At 66.1% G+C, this 17,193-nt stretch carries 11 protein-coding genes; 6 read left to right on the top strand and 5 right to left on the bottom strand.

The features are described 5' to 3' along the window. Positions 1-33: 33 nt before the first annotated feature. Complete coding sequence (locus ACR9ZH_RS08840) at positions 34-4,638, bottom strand: RHS repeat-associated core domain-containing protein (protein ID WP_481290390.1); 4,605 nt, start codon at positions 4,636-4,638, stop codon at positions 34-36. A gap of 263 nt (positions 4,639-4,901) precedes the next feature. On the opposite strand from ACR9ZH_RS08840, the gene ACR9ZH_RS08835 reads away from it, so the two are divergent. Beyond that, on the top strand, positions 4,902-7,205 hold the full coding sequence (locus ACR9ZH_RS08835) for a DNA internalization-related competence protein ComEC/Rec2 (protein WP_481290389.1): 2,304 nt from the start codon (positions 4,902-4,904) through the stop codon (positions 7,203-7,205). 1 nt (position 7,206) lies between these two features. Here the strand turns inward: ACR9ZH_RS08835 and ACR9ZH_RS08830 are convergent, their stop codons facing one another. Both ACR9ZH_RS08830 and ACR9ZH_RS08825 read right to left on the bottom strand, forming a co-directional pair. After that, positions 7,207-7,668: an SRPBCC family protein gene (locus ACR9ZH_RS08830; protein ID WP_481290388.1), complete on the bottom strand. Its 462-nt coding sequence runs from the start codon at positions 7,666-7,668 to the stop codon at positions 7,207-7,209. After that, on the bottom strand, positions 7,661-7,996 hold the full coding sequence (locus ACR9ZH_RS08825; protein ID WP_481290387.1) for an ArsR/SmtB family transcription factor: 336 nt from the start codon (positions 7,994-7,996) through the stop codon (positions 7,661-7,663). Before ACR9ZH_RS08825 ends, ACR9ZH_RS08830 begins: the two co-directional genes overlap by 8 nt. Positions 7,997-8,237: 241 nt before the next feature. Between ACR9ZH_RS08825 and ACR9ZH_RS08820 the strand changes: the two genes are divergently transcribed. From ACR9ZH_RS08820 to lpxK, 5 genes are all read left to right on the top strand, one after another. Further along, complete coding sequence (locus ACR9ZH_RS08820) at positions 8,238-11,597, top strand: GH92 family glycosyl hydrolase (protein ID WP_481290386.1); 3,360 nt, start codon at positions 8,238-8,240, stop codon at positions 11,595-11,597. 191 nt (positions 11,598-11,788) lie between these two features. Further along, complete coding sequence (locus tag ACR9ZH_RS08815; RefSeq protein ID WP_481290385.1) at positions 11,789-12,448, top strand: MotA/TolQ/ExbB proton channel family protein; 660 nt, start codon at positions 11,789-11,791, stop codon at positions 12,446-12,448. Positions 12,449-12,452: 4 nt separating this feature from the next. Beyond that, a complete protein-coding gene (locus ACR9ZH_RS08810) occupies positions 12,453-12,881 on the top strand; it encodes an ExbD/TolR family protein (RefSeq protein ID WP_481290384.1) in 429 nt (142 codons plus the stop codon). Next, positions 12,878-14,653, top strand: a complete 1,776-nt coding sequence (gene msbA, locus ACR9ZH_RS08805) for a lipid A export permease/ATP-binding protein MsbA (RefSeq protein WP_481290383.1) — start codon at positions 12,878-12,880, stop codon at positions 14,651-14,653. Before ACR9ZH_RS08810 ends, msbA begins: the two co-directional genes overlap by 4 nt. Before the next feature lie 5 nt (positions 14,654-14,658). Continuing rightward, entirely contained in the window at positions 14,659-15,636 is a 978-nt protein-coding gene (gene lpxK / locus ACR9ZH_RS08800) for a tetraacyldisaccharide 4'-kinase (RefSeq protein ID WP_481290382.1), read from the top strand. Positions 15,637-15,726: 90 nt separating this feature from the next. Here the strand turns inward: lpxK and ACR9ZH_RS08795 are convergent, their stop codons facing one another. Together ACR9ZH_RS08795 and ACR9ZH_RS08790 are read right to left on the bottom strand one after the other, a co-directional pair. Continuing rightward, positions 15,727-16,539: a MetQ/NlpA family ABC transporter substrate-binding protein gene (locus ACR9ZH_RS08795; protein ID WP_481290381.1), complete on the bottom strand. Its 813-nt coding sequence runs from the start codon at positions 16,537-16,539 to the stop codon at positions 15,727-15,729. Between the two features lie 77 nt (positions 16,540-16,616). Beyond that, positions 16,617-17,193: methionine ABC transporter permease (locus ACR9ZH_RS08790; RefSeq protein WP_481290380.1), on the bottom strand; the 577-nt coding region annotated here is incomplete at its 5' end.

Here is a 17,193-nt window from a genome sequence, read left to right as displayed (position 1 = left end):
TTAGCGTATAGGTAATTGCAGTTAAAATGTACCTCATTCATTCATTCCTGCTGAAAACACTTCCTTGGCGAAGCTGTGACAGAAGTTCATCGGGTACTTACTGAAGGGGTTGACGGTATACGGATACTGTTCTCTGTTTTCCTTCCTTTCCATGGCATAAGCCCACATCGAGAGAGCGTCTGCGTTTTTACTGTATGCAGCCATCACGGGCGTGTATCCTCGACCAAATTCGCCCGATACTTTTTCTAACACTGCTACAAGTGACGCGTGTGTCGGATTCCCCATTGCATCGAATGCGATTTTTCCGACCGGAGAGGGGCCTCGCACGTCCCCGTACTCGCCACCGTAACGGCCTATATCGAAATACTGTGCATCCCCAGTCATGTCATTGATAGCAACGACACCGGAATGGCCCAAAGGCGCTTTGAAACCAAATCCCGTGTCGACCATATAGTTGGGAAAGGTGACGATCATCCCATCCAGTCCGCGCGGGTCGATCCGCCCATACGGATTGTTCTTCACATACGCATAAGTCGAGATGCCGCCGGCCAACCCGATCGGATCACTCTGCACATACCGTCCGCTCCGTGGATCGTAATCGCGCCAGCCGTTCTGGTAGAGCCCGGTCACCGCATCGAAACGCTGCCCCGGAAAGCGCATGTCGAAGCGGTACTTGCTGCCGTTTCCATCCGGGTCTTCGTTCGGCGCGTCGCTGCCGAACGGATCGCTGACGATCGACCAGGTCCAGATCGGCTTGTTCGAGGCGCGATCGATGATCACGCGGGGCGTACCCAGGTGATCGATCTGGATGTCGCGGATCACGTCCCCATCGATGACGGCGATGGGCAGGTCGTCGAGCCAGGCGACCTGGCGGATCGGTTGTCCCGCGCCGTCGTAGTCGCCGAGCCAGTGGCCGGCCTCGTCGTGTAGCGATACCGTCGTCTGGCCCGCGATGTACTTTGCCACCTGCTGTCCGAACGGGTTGTACGCGTAATTCATCTCGACCACGCCGTTGACCTTGGCCTGGCTCATCCGGCCGCTGGCGTCGTAGACGAATTCGCGCTCGCCAATGCGGATGGTGTTGCCGTTGGCGTCGTAGTCGCGTGGCACGTTGTGGCCGACGAGCAGCCGGTGGCTGTCTTCGGCATAGACGAAGTGCCGCTTCTGAAACACCCCGGTGTCCCAGGTCAGTCGATTGCCGGTGCGGTCATAACTGTACTGATGTAGCACGGCAGGCAAACCGAGCCAGTTGGCCATGACGATGCGTGAGGCCTTGTCGTTGCCGAGCACGCCGTAGGTCAGGCCGCTGGTGATCGTGTCGACCTCACCCAAAAGGTAGCCAATGGCCAGGTTCAGGCCGCCGGGAAGAAGGTCCTGGACGCCGCTGACCTTGCCGAGGGGGCTGTAGCGCCGCGTCAGGTTCCGCGTGCCGGCGGTCCAGCCGAGGACACGTCCAAGGGCGTCGTGGCGTACCGCGGCGATCACCGGTTGTGCCGCGGACAGCGGAGCTTGCGTGTTCACCCCGGTGACCTGGCCCGCGGCATCGCGGGTATAGGTCACCGTACGCCCGTCGGGATAGGTGACCGCGGCCAGGCGGCCGGCCGGAGTGTAGGCATAGCGCAGTTCCAGGAGGACGCCCCGGGTGACCTGGATCTTCTGCACGACGCGTCCGGCGAAGTCGTAGCAAAAGCTTGTCCGGCCATCGCGGTCGGTGACGGTGCTCAAGCGGCCGACGGCGAAGTCTGCCCCGGCGGTGCAGGCCGGGTCGGGCTGGTCATACGCGAAGGTGGTTCTCGCGTCGTCGCTGTACGTCACCGTCGCGAGACGGCCGGCCGCGTCGTAGGCTCGTTCGACCGTGCGGGCATCGGCCGGGGTTTCGCGCACGGGTTGGCCGTTGGGGTCATGCTCGAACGCCGTGTCGCCGGTATCGGGGCTGCGCCGCCAGAGCAGGTCGCCCAGGCCGTTGCGCAGATACGCGGTGGACAAGCCTTTCGGATCGACCACGGTTTTCACTCGATCGATGCCGTCGTAGGCGAGCCGGATTTCAGCGGTTTCGTTGCCGGAACCCTCAGTGACGTGGTCGATCCGGCCGAGGGGATCGCGGCGCAGGATGGGACTCTTGAGTGCACCGTACTGGTGGAGCAGGCGCCCGTTGGCGTCGACGTCGTAATAGACGAGCTCGTAGCCGACGCCGGGCTCTGAGTATTTGACACGCTCAGGTACCCCGCGGCTGTCGTAGGTGACTTCCCGCGCCAGATCCTCCGTGCCGTCGGCGCGAAGAAAGCGGTCGCTGCCGATCAGCCCCTGGGCGTTCCGTTCGATCCGGTATGCGCGGCCGAGCGCGTCGACCTGTTCGATCAGGCGGTGCGCGGCGTTGTAGCGGTGGACGAGGGTGACGCCGTCGGGATCGGTCACGGTGTCAAGCTCGCCATTGGCCGTGTAGGTGGCACGGGTCACGCTGTCCGCGGCGGAGGGCGTGCCGTCGCGTCGGGCGCGCAGGGTGACGGTCAGCAGACGGCCCATGGCGTCATAGCTGCGCTCGGTGCGCACGCCATTGGCATCGGTACTGCTCAACACGCGGCCAGCGGCATCGTGGGAGAGCACGGTGTGGACCTGACCAAACGGATAGTTCACTGTATGCAGGTCACCCTGGCGCCAGGCGCAGGGGCCGCCGGTGGCGCAGCCGGCATCGTCGGCCGCGCGATAGGTGTAACGGATAGTGTCGTCCGTGCCGCTCAAGGGGCCGTCGACGGTCAGCAGGCGTCCGGCATCATCGTAGCTATAGCGGGTGACGCGCTCCTCCGGCCACGGATCGTTCGAAGTGCCGCTGGCGTCGGCCAGACCGCCCTCGCGCTGTTCGATGAGATTGCCCTTGGCGTCGTAGTCGAAGGTGGTCCATGCGGTGCTGCGATCGATGCGCGTAGGCTTGTCGAACGTGGCATGCCAGGTGGTCTTGACGGTGCGGGCCACGGGCGTGCCTTCCGCCTCCGTGCGCTCGATTTCCAACTGGCGCGAGCGGTCGTAACGGTATGTGGTCGGCACGCCCAGGTAGTCGGTCTGGCGAGCGACCAGACCGCCGCCGAGGTAGGCGAAGTCACGCGCGACATCTTCCCGGCGGACGTCTTGTTTACGCTGTCCTAGCCGGATAACGCCGTTTACATAGGTTGTCGTCCAATATTCGGTATGGGTGCCGGGGCGCGATACCGTGATGGTCGAGCCAGAGGAGCCGACGCTGGTGCGCTCGGTATCCGCACCGTGCGACGAGCCGATGGCACGGTTACTGCTGTCGTACTGGAAGGTGGCGAAGCGCTGCCCATCCTTCCCGATGATGCCCGTGAGCTTATGGTTCGGCGTCCCGCCCATGCCCGGCTCGTCGTAGCGATATTGCACGTGGTGCCCGTCGGGATAACCGACCTTCACCAGATCGGCGTCCAGGCCCACCAGCACGTCGCCGCTGTAGCGGTAATTGAGGCGCCCATCGGGCGTGTCTACGGTTTCGATACGGCCGAGGCGGTCGTAGCTGAGGCGCAACGTGCGGCCCTGGCGGTCGCTGACACGAACCAGGACCGTTGCCTTGAAACCGACGCCCACTGTGATCTCATCGTAGTGCAGGGTCAGCCTGTTGCCGTTGGCGTCTGTGCGCGAGCGCAGCCGGCCCCGGTCGTCGTAACGTTCCTCGGTGAGGTCGGGCCAGGTATACAGCCATCCACCCTCGGGATGCTCGCGCAAGCTGCCGCGTTCGCCTTCGACGGGAACGAAGGAGCTTCCCCGCTTGACGAAGCGGGTTTCGCGGCCATCCTCATGGACCAGGTACAGCGCGGTGGTATACGCGTTGCCGTGGGCGTCGTAGTGCGGGCGGCGAACGAAAGCGCGGTCGTAGCTGTGCCTCCAGCGGGCCCCGATGCGCGCGCCGGCGGGGTAGCGTGCGGCGACGGTCGCCTTCCATGCATCGAGCGGGAACGCGCCGCTGTGATAGGTGCGCGCGAATATCAGTCCCGACGAGGCCGGCCCGGCATAATCGATCACCCGCTCAATCTTGCTGAAGGTCAGGGGATTGATCGGGTTGCCCACCAGCAGGCTGTTGCCGATGGGGCACTGGTTCGCGCCGCTTTCGTCCGGAACGCCCAGCATATCGGGCTTGGGCAACTCATCCGGCGAAACACAGGCGACTGCGCGCTGGCTGGACGTCGGATCGCGATTCTTCAAAAGAAGTCTGCCGTCCGTGACCAGCAAGGCGTCGACCGGGCAACTGCGGACAATATCGATGTCGCCCTTGATGATGCGTTCGTCCAACCCCGACGCACTCTCAACCTCAAGAGTGATATCGAGCACCGAATACGCACTTCGCTTGCCGCTTTGCCCAGGGATGTCGCGTATCGCGTGGGTAACGTAAGTACAGCCCAGAAGCGACGTGTGTTCGGCACACCAACGATGGGCTGCCGTTATGGCATCGGCGGCGAGTTGGACTGCGTCGTGATGCTCCGGGCCCGCGGGGGAGGGAACGAGATGGCCGTCGACGAACGCCGGGAACGGAGCCGGAGCGGATGTTTGCGCGCGAGCCGCGCCTGAGACCACTGCAAGGCTGAGGGCGAGCGTAAGCGTCCTGTGTCGCGAGCGCGACAGGCGATGAGGCGGCATGATTTCCCCTGCTAACAATAGTGAGCGCGCAAGGGTAGAGGTCCACGCCATCAAAAAAATACGGAAGAATTCTGAAAAATTGATCAGATTTTTCGGAGAGTTTTTGCCGCAGTTTGGCCGCCCGCGTAACCGGCTTCCCTACGGGGCGGCGTCGGTAAAGAACCCGCGCATATCAGCCGCTGTGCCCACACCCTCTCGCGGGCCGCATGAAGGGCGTCAACGGCTAGGCTGCGAAGTCCATCGTCAAGCGTGCGGCGTTCTTCTTGCGCGTTACCTTCTCGCTCGTCTCCGTCGCCATTGCCGCCGTCGCCGGTTGCACGGCGGTACAAGGTTTCGCATCGCTGCCTGCGTGGACCGTGTCCGCATCGGCAGGCGTTGGCGCGGCGGCCGTTCTCTGGCGTGTGCGAAGCGGGGGTATCCGCCTGCTCGCCGTCGCCGCGATGTTCGCTGCCCTGGCGGCTGTTCATGGCGCCCTCGCGATGGAGGCGCGGTGGCCCGCCTCGCGTCATGGGGCGGAGGTCGTCGTCACGGGGCGCATCGTGGATCTGCCGCGGCGAAGTGGCGCCGATACGTCTTTCATGTTCGAGCCGGATGCACGGCGCGGCGACGATGGCGTTCCGCGCGGGCGCATGCGGCTTACCTGGTATCGCAGTGCCGTGGCGCCGCGCCCTTGCGAGCGCTGGCGGCTTACGGTGCGCGTGCGCCGGCCACGCGGCGCGGTCAATCCCGGACCCGCGGACGCCGAGCGCAGTGCGTTGCAGCGGGGCATCGTGGCGACGGGTTACGTGCGCGACGCGCCGCTCAACGAGAAGCTGTCCTCGTCCGCCTGTATCGACGGATGGCGGGCCGGCATCGCAAAGGCACTGGAAGCTCGCCTAGGCGAGCGCGACGCACGCATTCTCAAGGCACTCGCCGTGGGCGACACACGTGGCCTCGACGCGGCCGACTGGGACACGGCGCGGGCCACGGGCGTCTCCCATCTCATGGCGATCTCCGGCTTCCACGTCGGTGTCGCCGCTGGCGGCGGTGTCGCGCTCGCACGGCTGCTCTACGCCTTGCTTCCGTGGCTGGCATTGACTTTGCCACGGCAGATCGCGCAAGCGGTGCTGGGACTCGGCGTGGCGGGAACGTACGGCCTGCTGGCCGGCATGGGCCTGCCGACCGTGCGCAGCCTGCTGATGATCGCCGTGGTGGTGCTCGCTGCGCTCGGCAGGCGCACGGCGAGCGGCGCACCGCTGCTGTCCATGGCGGTGCTCGCGGTCCTTGTGGCCGATCCGCTGGCGGTACTGTCTCCCGGTTTCTGGCTCTCGTTTGCCGGTGTCGGCTTCCTGATGCTGTGCGTTGCCCCACGTTCCGCCGGCTGGCGCGGCTGGCTGGGCGAACTGCTGCGTGCGCAGGCGGCGATGAGCATCGCGCTGCTGCCCCTGTGCCTGTGGTTCTTCGGCGGTGCATCGCTGGCGGGATTCTTCGCGAACCTGCTTGCCGCGCCGCTGGTGAGCTTCGTGGTGGTACCGCTGACGCTGCTCGGTTGCGCGACGCTGCGCATGCCGGCCCTGGCGGACCTGTTCCTGGTTCCTTCCGCGTGGGTACTCGATCGCCTGTGGCGCCTGCTGGAAGGCATGGCGACATGGCCATTCGCGAGTCTGGCCGCGATGGAAAGCACCTTGGCGGCGACGCTGCTTGCAACCGCCGGCGCGGCGTGGCTCTTCGCGCCGCGCGGCGTCCCCTTGCGCGGCTATGGCGTGCTGCTGTTCCTGCCGATGGCTTTGCCACCACGCGACGAACCGCCGCCGGGAGCATTTCGCGCGTGGGTACTCGACGTGGGGCAGGGGCTGGCCGTGCTCGTGCGCACACGTTCGCATACGCTGGTGTACGACACGGGTCCCGCCTATGCGGGCGGAAGCGATGCAGGCACCGGTATCGTCCTGCCCGCGATCACGGCGCTGGGCATCGGCCCCGTCCACCGGCTCGTGATCAGTCACGGCGACAACGACCATGCCGGCGGCGCCGCTCCTGTGGCGAAGCGCTATCCGGAGGCCTTGCGGCTGTCTGGCGAGCCCCGCCGCATGGCCTTCGCGGCGCCGCGATGTGTTCCCGGCACGTCCTGGTCGTGGGATGGCGTGACGTTCCGTTTCGTCGAAGTGCCGGAAGAGCGCGGCGGAAAAACGAAATCCAACGACCGCTCCTGCGTGCTGGCCATCGAAGGCGCCGGTGGGCGGCTACTGCTCACCGGCGACATCGGCAACCGGGCGGAGCGGCGCATGGAAGCCGGCAACCTGGCATCGCCCCTGCCTACGGTCACCACGATGGCCCATCACGGCAGCCGTTATTCCTCCGACCCCGCATGGCTGGCTGTCGTGCGGCCGACGCTTGCGGTCGCGTCGGCCGGCTGGCGGAACCGCTTTGGCCATCCCCATCCATCCATCGTCGACCGGCATGCCGCACTTGGTGCGGACGTCTACCTGACCGGGCGCAGCGGCGCGATTCGCATCGACTTCCCCGCCGACGCGCCGCCCGTCGTCACGCGTCAGTGGCGATGGCCGGCGGATCGCTATTGGCGCGAATAGCTCAGGACGATTTCGCAGGGTAGGGCTGGCCGAGCACGATATCGCCGGTCTCGAGGAGGGACTTCAGGTTGGAAATGATCTTGGGCCAACCGCCTGACACGGCCTCGATGAGTTTCGACGGTTCGCGCTCGATGGTATGGGTAATGGAGAGTTTGACCGAACCTCCGACCGGTTCCAGTTCCATGGTACAGAGGGAATCGCCCTCGGCCTTGAGTTCCGCGGAGTTCTGATGCTGCCAGCGAATGACGAGGCGGCGCGGCGGTTCGGACTCGACGATGCTGCCGGCGTCGTACACCACGCCTTCCGGCGACACCATTCGCCACGGCGAGCCCGGTGTCCACTCGCTTTCGCAGCGCATGCCGAACCAGTACTGCTGCATGAATTCCACGTCGGTCAGCGCCGCCCACAATTTCTCCGGGGTGCTACGGATATAGGTCACGTAAAAAAAGGTGGATCTAGCCATCGTCGTTCTCCAGTCGTCGTTTGAGCTCGTCCAGCGCCTTGAGGCGCGGCGTTTCGAACTTCGCTATCCAGCGCTCGTAGATCTGCTGCAAGGGCACGGGATTGAGGAAGTGCAGTTTTTCGCGGCCACGCCGCATGGTGGCGACGAGGTTCGCCGCGACCAGCAGGTCCAGGTGCTGCGTCACGCCCTGCCGGCTCATCTCCACGTGTTCGCACAACTCGTTGAGCGTGCGGCCGTCGTGGGCGTGCAGCAGGTCGAGCAGCCGGCGCCGGGTGGGATCGGCCAGCGCCTTGAAGAGAAGGTCGGTGTCGTCCGGGCGATCGGGCATGATTGCTAACACGCAAGTGAATACTTGCCTTTATAATGCGCAAGCATTTGGTTGCATGTCAAGCGCCAAACCTGCCTGGTAGGAGCGCGCCTGCGCGCGACATGTTTTGAGACCAAACCCTCAAGCTGGCGCGCAAGCTTCCGGATTGCCGCGAAAACATGTCGCGCGCAGGCGCGCTCCTACAGCACATTTGACATCTTCAATTTAGAACGATTTAAATGCCTGTTCCGCAAAGAGGGGGATGAGCGTGGGATCGATGCTGCTTTGGAAAAGGTCGGGACTCGCTCTGGCGATGTCGTCCATCCTGGTCACTGGCGCGGCCTTCGCGGCCACCCAGCGCTTCGATAGCTCGTTCGAACAAGGCGACCCGCCGCTGCTCGCGGGCAGTGCCGCCGGCGGCCTGGACGTGCGCGTGGTCGGCGGCCCGCCGCCGGAAGCCGTGCTTACGGCGAAGGCGAACGTCGGTTTCACCGGTACGCATTCGCTGCGCTACGCGGGTACCGCCACCGGCAGCGCGACGAGCGCGAAACTGTTCGAGACCGACCTGAGCGTGACGGACGGCACGACGCTTTCCTGGCTGGTCTTCCCGCGGTCGAACAAGGACGACCTGACCAACCCCGCGAACTATGTGAGCGTCGACATCGTGTTCGACGACGGCTCGCGCCTGTCCGCCACCGGCGCGCGCGACCAGCACCGCGTGCCTGCCACGGCCAAGGGGCAGGGCGAAGGCCGGGTGCTGTACCCGGACCAGTGGAACTACGTGAGCGTGGACCTCGGTGCCGTCGCCAAGGGACGCCGCGTGCGCGCCATCGAACTGCTCGCAGACGCACCGGCTGGCAAGTCTTTCGAAGGCTACCTGGACGACGTGCGCATCGGCGTGGTGAAGGACATCGCGAGCACGCATCCCACCGATTACGTCGACACGCGCCGCGGTTCCAACGCGAACCCCAATTTCTCGCGCGGCAACAATTTTCCCGCGGTCGCGATGCCGCACGGCTTCAATTTCTGGACGCCGACCACGAACGCGGGCTCGAACTGGATCTACCAGTACCAGGAGCGCAACGGCGACGACAATCGGCCGCGCATCGAGGCATTCGGCCTGTCGCACGAGCCCAGCCCGTGGATGGGCGAACGGCAGACCTTCCAGGTGATGCCTGCCCAGGTGGCGTCGGGTGCGCCGCCGCTGAAACGCGAAACGCGCGCGCTGGCCTTCGGCCATGATGCCGAGGTGGCCCATCCGGACTACTACAGCGTCCGCTTCGACAACGGCATCACCACCGAAATCACGCCCACCGACCACGCGGCGATGTTCCGCTTCACCTTCACGGACAAGCGCTCGCAGCTGGTATTCGACAACCTCAACGATCAGGCATCGGTCACGTTGGACCCGTCCCATCGCGCCATCCAGGGCTGGTCGGACGTGAAGAGCCGCTTGTCCACGGGCGCCACGCGCCTGTACTTCTACGCCGAGTTCGACAAACCGGTCGCCGAAAGCGGCCGGCTCACTGGCGAAAAGCGGGATGCCGCATCGGCCTGGTTCGGCTTCGATACGTCGAAGAAGGGCAGCCGCACGGTAACGATGCGCATCGCCACCTCGCTCATCGGCACGGACCAGGCGAAGGCCAACCTCGCCCAGGAAATCGCCGCGACGGACACGTTCGACAGCGTGCGCGACCGGGCCCGCAAGGCCTGGGACGAGCGCCTCGGCATCATCACCGTGGAAGGCGCCACGCGCGACGAACGCACCATCCTCTATTCCAATCTCTACCGCCTGTTCCTGTATCCGAACAAGGCGTACGAGAACACGGGCAGCAAGGACCGGCCAGTGTGGCGCTATGCCAGCCCGTTCTCCGCCGCCGTGGGCGAGACGACGCCGACACATACGGGGGCGCGCATCGTGGACGGCAAGCCCTACGTCAACAACGGCTTCTGGGACACGTACCGGACGGCATGGCCGGCCTATGTGCTCCTCACGCCGACGGAAGCGGGGCAGATGATCGACGGCTTCGTGCAGCAGTACCGCGACGGTGGCTGGATCGCCCGCTGGACCTCCCCGGGCTACGCCGACCTGATGGTGGGCACGAGCTCCGACGTCGCCTTCTCCGACGCGTGGCTGAAGGGCGTCCGGAACTTCGACGTGGCCTCGTTCTACCAGTCGGCGATCCGCAACGCCTCCAGCGTGAGCGACGTTAAGGGCGCCGGTCGCAAGGGTATCGAGCGCTCGCTGTTCAACGGCTATACGGACGACACGGTGGCGGAGGGCCTGTCCTGGTCGATGGACGGCTATATCAACGATTTCGCCATCGGCAACCTCGCCGCGGCGCTGGCGAAGGCGCCGGTGGCCGGCGACGGTTATCGCAACTACGCCGACGACGCGGTGTGGTATCGCTCCCGGGCCCTGGGTTACACCAATCTCTTCGAACCCGAGGTGGGCTTCTTCGTGGCCCGCGACCCCGCCGGCAAGTGGCGCTGGACCGCGAAGGACTTCAGCCCGATTCGCTGGGGTGGCGATTACACCGAAACGAATGCCTGGGGCATGGCGTTCCACGCGCCGCAGGACGGTGCCGGACTGGCCGGGTTGTACGGCGGCCGCGATGCGCTGGCGGCGAAGCTCGACGCCTTGTTCGCCGCACCGGGCAAGTTCGAAGTCGGCGACTACGGCGACGTGATCCACGAGATGCTCGAGGCGCGCGACGTGCGCATGGGCCAGTACGCCCATTCGAACCAGCCTGCGCACCATATCATCTGGATGTATGACGAAGCCGGCCAGCCGTGGAAGACGCAGGACAAGCTGCGCGACGCGGTATCGCGCCTCTACGTGGGCAGCGAGATCGGCCAGGGCTACCCGGGCGACGAGGACAACGGCGAGATGTCCGCGTGGTGGCTGTTCGGCGCGGCGGGCTTCTATCCGCTGCGCATGGGCACGCCGGAATACGTCATCGGTGCGCCGCACTTCCCGCACATGACCATCGCGCTGGAGAACGGCGCGAAGATCGACATCCGCGCAGCGGGTGTCAGCGACACGAACCGCTATGTGCAGTCGTTGAAGGTGAACGGCCAGCCGTGGAACAAGTTGACCCTGCCGCACGAACTGCTGGCGAAGGGAGCGACGCTCGATTTCGTCATGGGCGCCAAGCCCTCGAAGTGGGGTACGGGTGCGGACGCCTTGCCGGCGTCGATCACGGCCGAAGGGCAGAAGCCGGCTCCCCTCCGCGACGTGACCCGTATCGAGGGCACGACCCTGGGCGGCCATCGCGACGCGAAGCTTGCGGCCGTGGCGGACAACGATTCCTCGACCGAGTTCGCCCTGCCCAAGGGGCAGACCGAGGTCGACTATCGCCTGGACCAGCCGGCCAGCGTGGCGGTCTACACCATCACCTCCGGTGCGACCAGCCCGGCGCCGTCGCGTTGGTCCTTGCTGGGTTCCGCCGACGGCAAGCACTGGACCACGCTGGACGAACGGCGCGACGAGCGCTTCCCCTGGCACCGCCAGACGCGCGCCTTCGTGGTTAAGCAGCCGGGGCCGTACAAGCAGTACCGGCTGGTGCTCCAGTCCGACGTCCCCGGGGCGGTGGCGGAACTGGAGCTCCTGGCTCGATAGGTAGGAGCGCGCCCTGCGCGCGATAGCTTTTCGCGAGGGAGCAACAGGCCCTGTTGCTCACGGCCTCAAAAGCTCAGCGCGCGCAAGGCGCGCTCCTACAGCGCGCCGGCGGGATTGCCAAGGAGGCCTCAGTCCCCGCGGCCGGCCCTGCTATGATGCCCGCCTGACTTTTTCGTAGCTTCGGGGTTCACGTGCTCGAGATCCTTCTGGCTGGCGGCTGGGCGTTGCTGCCGATCCTCATTTGTTCGCTGGCGGCGCTGGCGATCGTGCTGGAACGCTTCTGGGCCTTGCGCCGTGCGGCGGTGCTGCCGCCGGGGCTGGGGGCCGAGGTGCGTGAATGGGCGCGCTCGTCGAAACTCGACGCCGCCCACCTCGCCGCCCTAGAGAAAGGCTCGCCGCTGGGCGAGTTGTTCGCCGGCGCGCTCGCCGTGCGCGACCGTCCGCGCGAGATCATCAAGGAACGCATCGAGGACACCGGCCGCCATGTGGTCCACCGCATGGAGCGTTACCTCAACACCCTCGGCACCATCGCCCTCATCGGCCCGCTGCTCGGCCTGCTCGGCACGGTGATCGGCCTGATCCGCATGTTCCTCAACGTGATGGCCGGCGGCATCGGCGATCCGACGAAGATGGCCGGCGGCATCGGCGAGGCCCTGATCTGCACGGCCTTCGGCCTGGTCGTTTCCATTCCGGCCTACGTGCTGCACCGTTATTTCCGCTCCAAGGTCGGCGGCTACGTGGTGCAGATGGAAAAGGAAGCGACGGCGCTGCTCGACGAGCTGTCGGCACCGCGTCCGGTAGCGCGCCGCCGGACTGCCGCCCCGGAAGCGGCCGCCACCCAGGCCGGTTGATCCCATGCGCATCGGTTCCCGTCGTGAGGACGACTTCGAGATCAACGTGATCTCGCTGATCGACGTCCTGCTTACCCTGCTGATGTTCTTCGTGCTCAGCACGACCTTCATCGAGCACTCGCGCCTCAAGGTGAACCTGCCGAAGGCGGACAGCGAGGCCCGCGAGGCCACGGACAACGCGCTCACCCTGGTCGTCGACCGCGACGGCCACTACGCGGTCGGCAGCGATGAGGTGCCCGGCGAGGGCATCGAACCGTTGAAGTCCACCATCGAACGCGTCGCCGGTCCGGACCGCGGCCGCATCGTCGTGATCCGCGCCGACGCGATGACGCCGCACCAGAACGTGGTGCGCGCCATGGATGCGCTGGGCCAGCTCGGGTTCACCCGGCTCTCGATCGCCACGACGCCGGCCGAGGCGGCGGCAGGCAAGTGAGCACACAGAAAGTAAAGGTCTGGGACGTCCGCACCTGGCGCACCTATAAGCGGCTCCTCGGTTACACGAAGCGGTACCGCACGGCGGGCATCATCGCGATCGTCGGCATGATCGTCGATCCGGCCTGCCTGTCGCTGTTCACCAACCTGCTGCAGCCGCTGATCGACAACCTGTTCATCGCGCGCGATCCGCACACGATCTTCTGGATGCCGATCTGGATCATCTGCATCTTCGCGGTTCGCGGTGTCGCGTCGTATTGCACCGATTACGGCATCGCCTATGTCGGCCGCAACGTCGTGCAGGCCATCCGTACCGACGTGTTCGCGGCGTACCTGCGGCTGCCGTCCACCTTCTTCGCGAAGGAACCCTCGGGCCAGCAGATCTCGCGTATCACCTACACCAGCGAACAGGTCGCCGCCGCCTCGTCGGATTCGCTCAAGGTAGCCGTGACCGAGGGCCTGACCGTCGTCGGGTTGCTAGGAGTCATGCTCTACCAGAGCGCCTACCTGGCGATGGCGCTGCTCGTACTGGTGCCCTGCGTCGTGGTGATCGTCACGGTGATCAGCCGCCGCTACCGCAAGATCAGCAAGCGCATCCAGGGCAACATGGGTACCGTCACCAGCGCGGTGGAGGAGGCCGTCGCGGCCAATCGCGAGGTGCGCATCTATGGCGGCCAGGGGCGCGAAGGCGACCGCTTCCACGAGATCGCCGATCGGCAGCGCCGGTTGAACCTCAAGGTGTCGGCGACCAGCGCCGCGTCCAGCGCCACGATCCAGACGGTGGGTGCGGTCGCGCTCGCCGTGCTGGTCTTCCTGGGGACGCGGCCCGGCGTCATCGAGACCATCACGCCCGGCGTGTTCACCGCGGTGCTGACCGCGATGGGCGGCATGCTGCCGTCGCTCAAGCGCCTCGCGGGCATCCAGTCGAACCTGCAGAAGGGCGTGAGCGCGGCGGAAGACCTGTTCGCGATCATCGACGAGCCGCCGGAAGTCGATCACGGCACGGAAGACCTCGTCCGGACGAAGGGCGATATCCGTTTCGAGAACGTCCGCCTGGTTTACGAGCGCAATAACCATGCGGCGCTGCGCGGCGTGGACCTCGTCTGCGCTCCCGGCACGGTCACCGCCCTGGTCGGGCGTTCGGGCAGCGGCAAGTCCAGCCTGGTAAGTCTGCTGCCGCGTTTTTACGAACCGACCGAAGGCCGCATCCTCATCGACGGCCGCGATTACTCGCAGTACACGCTCGCATCGCTGCGCAAGCAGATCGCGTGGGTCGGACAGAACGTGGTGCTGTTCGACGACACCGTCGCCGCGAACATCGCCTATGGCGAAATGTCCGGTGCGTCCGAAGCCGACATCGTGGCCGCGGCACAGGCCGCGAATGCGATGGAATTCATCGAGCGGCTTCCCGAAGGCCTCGCCACGCGGATCGGCCAGGGGGGCAACTCGTTGTCCGGTGGCCAGCGACAGCGTCTCGCCATCGCGCGCGCCATCCTGAAGAACGCGCCCATCCTCGTGCTGGACGAGGCGACCAGCGCCCTCGACACCGAGTCGGAGCGCTTGATCCAGGATGCCCTGACACGGTTGATGCGCGACCGCACCACGCTGGTGATCGCGCACCGCCTGTCCACCATCGAACACGCCGACCAGATCGCCGTGATGGAGCAGGGCCGGATCATCGAGCTGGGCACGCACCGCGAACTGCTGGACAAGGGCGGGCAGTACGCGGCGCTGCACCGCATGCAGTTCCACGAGCAGGACCTGGTGGACTGAACCCCATGGCCCTGGGCGCCTCGTTGCAGCGGCGTTGGTACGGCGGCGGCACGCCGCCGTGGTGGACGCGCCCCCTCGAGTCGCTCTATGGCCACGTGGCGGCGCGCCGCGCGCGGCGTTTTCGCGACGACCCCTCCACCGTGGTGCGCCTGCCGGTGCCGGTGGTGGTCGTCGGCAACATCACGGTCGGCGGTACCGGCAAGACGCCGCTGATCGTCGCCCTGGCCAAGGCCATGGCCGAACGGGGTTTCGTTCCCGGCGTCGTCAGCCGCGGTTACGGCGGGAGCGAACGCGATCCCTACCTGCTGAGCGGTGACGACGATCCGGCCAGGGTGGGCGACGAGCCGAGCCTCATCCGCCAGAGCGGTGTCCGGGTGGCCATCGGCCGTGAGCGGCCGGAGGCGGCACGGCTGCTCATCGAGGCGGGGTGCGACCTGATCCTGGCCGACGACGGCCTTCAGCATTACCGGCTCGGGCGCGACGTGGAGATCTGCGTCGTCGACGGCGAACGGCGGCTGGGCAACGGCCACCTGCTTCCCGCGGGACCACTGCGCGAGCCGGCCAGCCGGCTGGCCGAGGTCGACTTCGTCGTCGTCAACGGTGGCTCTCCCGCCAGCGGCGAAGTGCCGATGACGCTGGAAGGGGGGATGGCGGTCAACATGCATGAGCCGTCGCTCACCGCTCCGTTGTCCGACTTCGCAGGGCGCCCCGCGCATGCGGTCGCCGGCATCGGCAATCCGGCGCGCTTCTTCGAAAGCCTGGCAGCGCAGGGCATCGCCGTGGATGGCCACCCCTTCGCCGACCATCATGCCTTTACCCGCGACGACTTCGTCTTCGCGGATGGTTGTCCGGTGCTGATGACCGACAAGGACGCGGTGAAATGCCGCGCTTTCGCGCGGCCAAACTGGTGGCGGGTGCCGGTGCGGGCGGTAGTGCCGGAGTCGTTCTACGACGCCGTGGTCCAGCGCATACGAACTCGCTGATGCAACAGCCGCGGAAGCGGCTCTCACACAAAGCCCGGCTACTTGTGGGAGAGCATAGGATCTCCCGCAGCTTCTCCTGCCAGTCCGGGCTTAGAACGCCGGCTGCACCGCGCCGCCGTAGGTCTTTTCGATGAATGCCTTCACCTCGGGCGAGGTCAGCGCGGCGGCGAGCTTCTGCACGCGCGGGTCATTCTGGTTGTCCGGACGCGCGACCAGGAAATTCACATAGGGCGAATCCTTGCTCTCGATCAGCAGCGCATCCTTCACTGGGTTCAGCTTCGCGGCCAGCGCGTAGTTGGTGTTGATGAGGGCGAGGTCCACCTCGCCTAGCACGCGCGGCAGCATGGCGGCTTCCAGCTCGCGGAACTTCAGGTGCTTCGGGTTCGCCGTGATGTCCTTCAACGTGGACAGGCGGTCGTCCGGGTTCCGGAGCGTGATCAGGCCGTGCTCCGCCAGCAGCAGCAGGGCGCGGCTTTCGTTGCTCGGGTCGTTTGGAACGGCGACGCTGGCGCCGTCCGGAAGCTGGTCGATGGTGGCGTACTTGCGCGAGTACGCCCCGAACGGCTCGATGTGGACGCCCACCACCTTGACCAGGGCGGTGCCACGCTCCTTGTTGAAAGCGTCGAGGTAGGGGCCGGTCTGGAAGAAGTTCACGTCCAGCTGCTTCTGCGCGACCTGCATGTTGGGCTGCACGTAGTCGGTGAACACGCGGATCTCGAGCCTGACTCCCTGCCTGGCCAGCAGGGGCTTGATCTCTTTGAGGATTTCCGTGTGCGGCACGGGCGTGGCCGCCACCGTGAGCGGCGCGTCCGCGCTCGACTGCTTGCCACTGTCCTGGCTGCCGGAACAGCCCGCCGCGAGCACGGCGAGGGCGGAGACGAGGGGCAGCAGGTACTTCTTCATGGGGCGTCCATTGCTATGTTGCGGTGCGACAGCATAGACGTCCATACCGCCGCATGCAAAGGCGTGCGGACGCTCGTTCAGCGTCTGCTATAGCGCGTCACCAGCCGGTCGCCCACCGATTGCAGCACCTGCACCAGTACCACGAGCAAGGCCACGGTCACCAGCATGTAGTCCGGTTTATAGCCGTTGTAACCGTATTGATAGGCCAGGGCGCCGAGTCCGCCGGCGCCGACGATGCCGCCCATGGCGGTATAACCGACCAGCGCCACGGCGGTGACGGTCGTGCTGGCGATGAGCCCCGCGCGTGCTTCGGGCAGCAGCACCCGCGAGACGATCTGCATCGTGGTGGCCCCCATGGCCTGGCTGGCCTCGATCACACCGCGGTCGACCTCGCGCAGCGCGGTTTCCACCAGGCGAGCGAAGAAGGGCGCCGCGCCGATCACCAGCGGCACGATGGCGCCGCGGATGCCGATGCTCACGCCGGTGATGGCCTGCGTCACGGGAATCAGCAGGATCATCAGGATGATGAACGGGATGGAGCGGAGCACGTTCACCGCGAAGGAGAGGACACCGTACTGCTTCGGCTTCGCGTGCAACTGGCCGCGCGCGGTCAGGAACAGCCAGACGCCCAGCGGCAATCCGATGACCACCGTG

The organism is Luteibacter sp. SVR4-7G, assembly GCF_056755555.1.
This window is presented reverse-complemented; position numbering and strand designations above follow the sequence as displayed.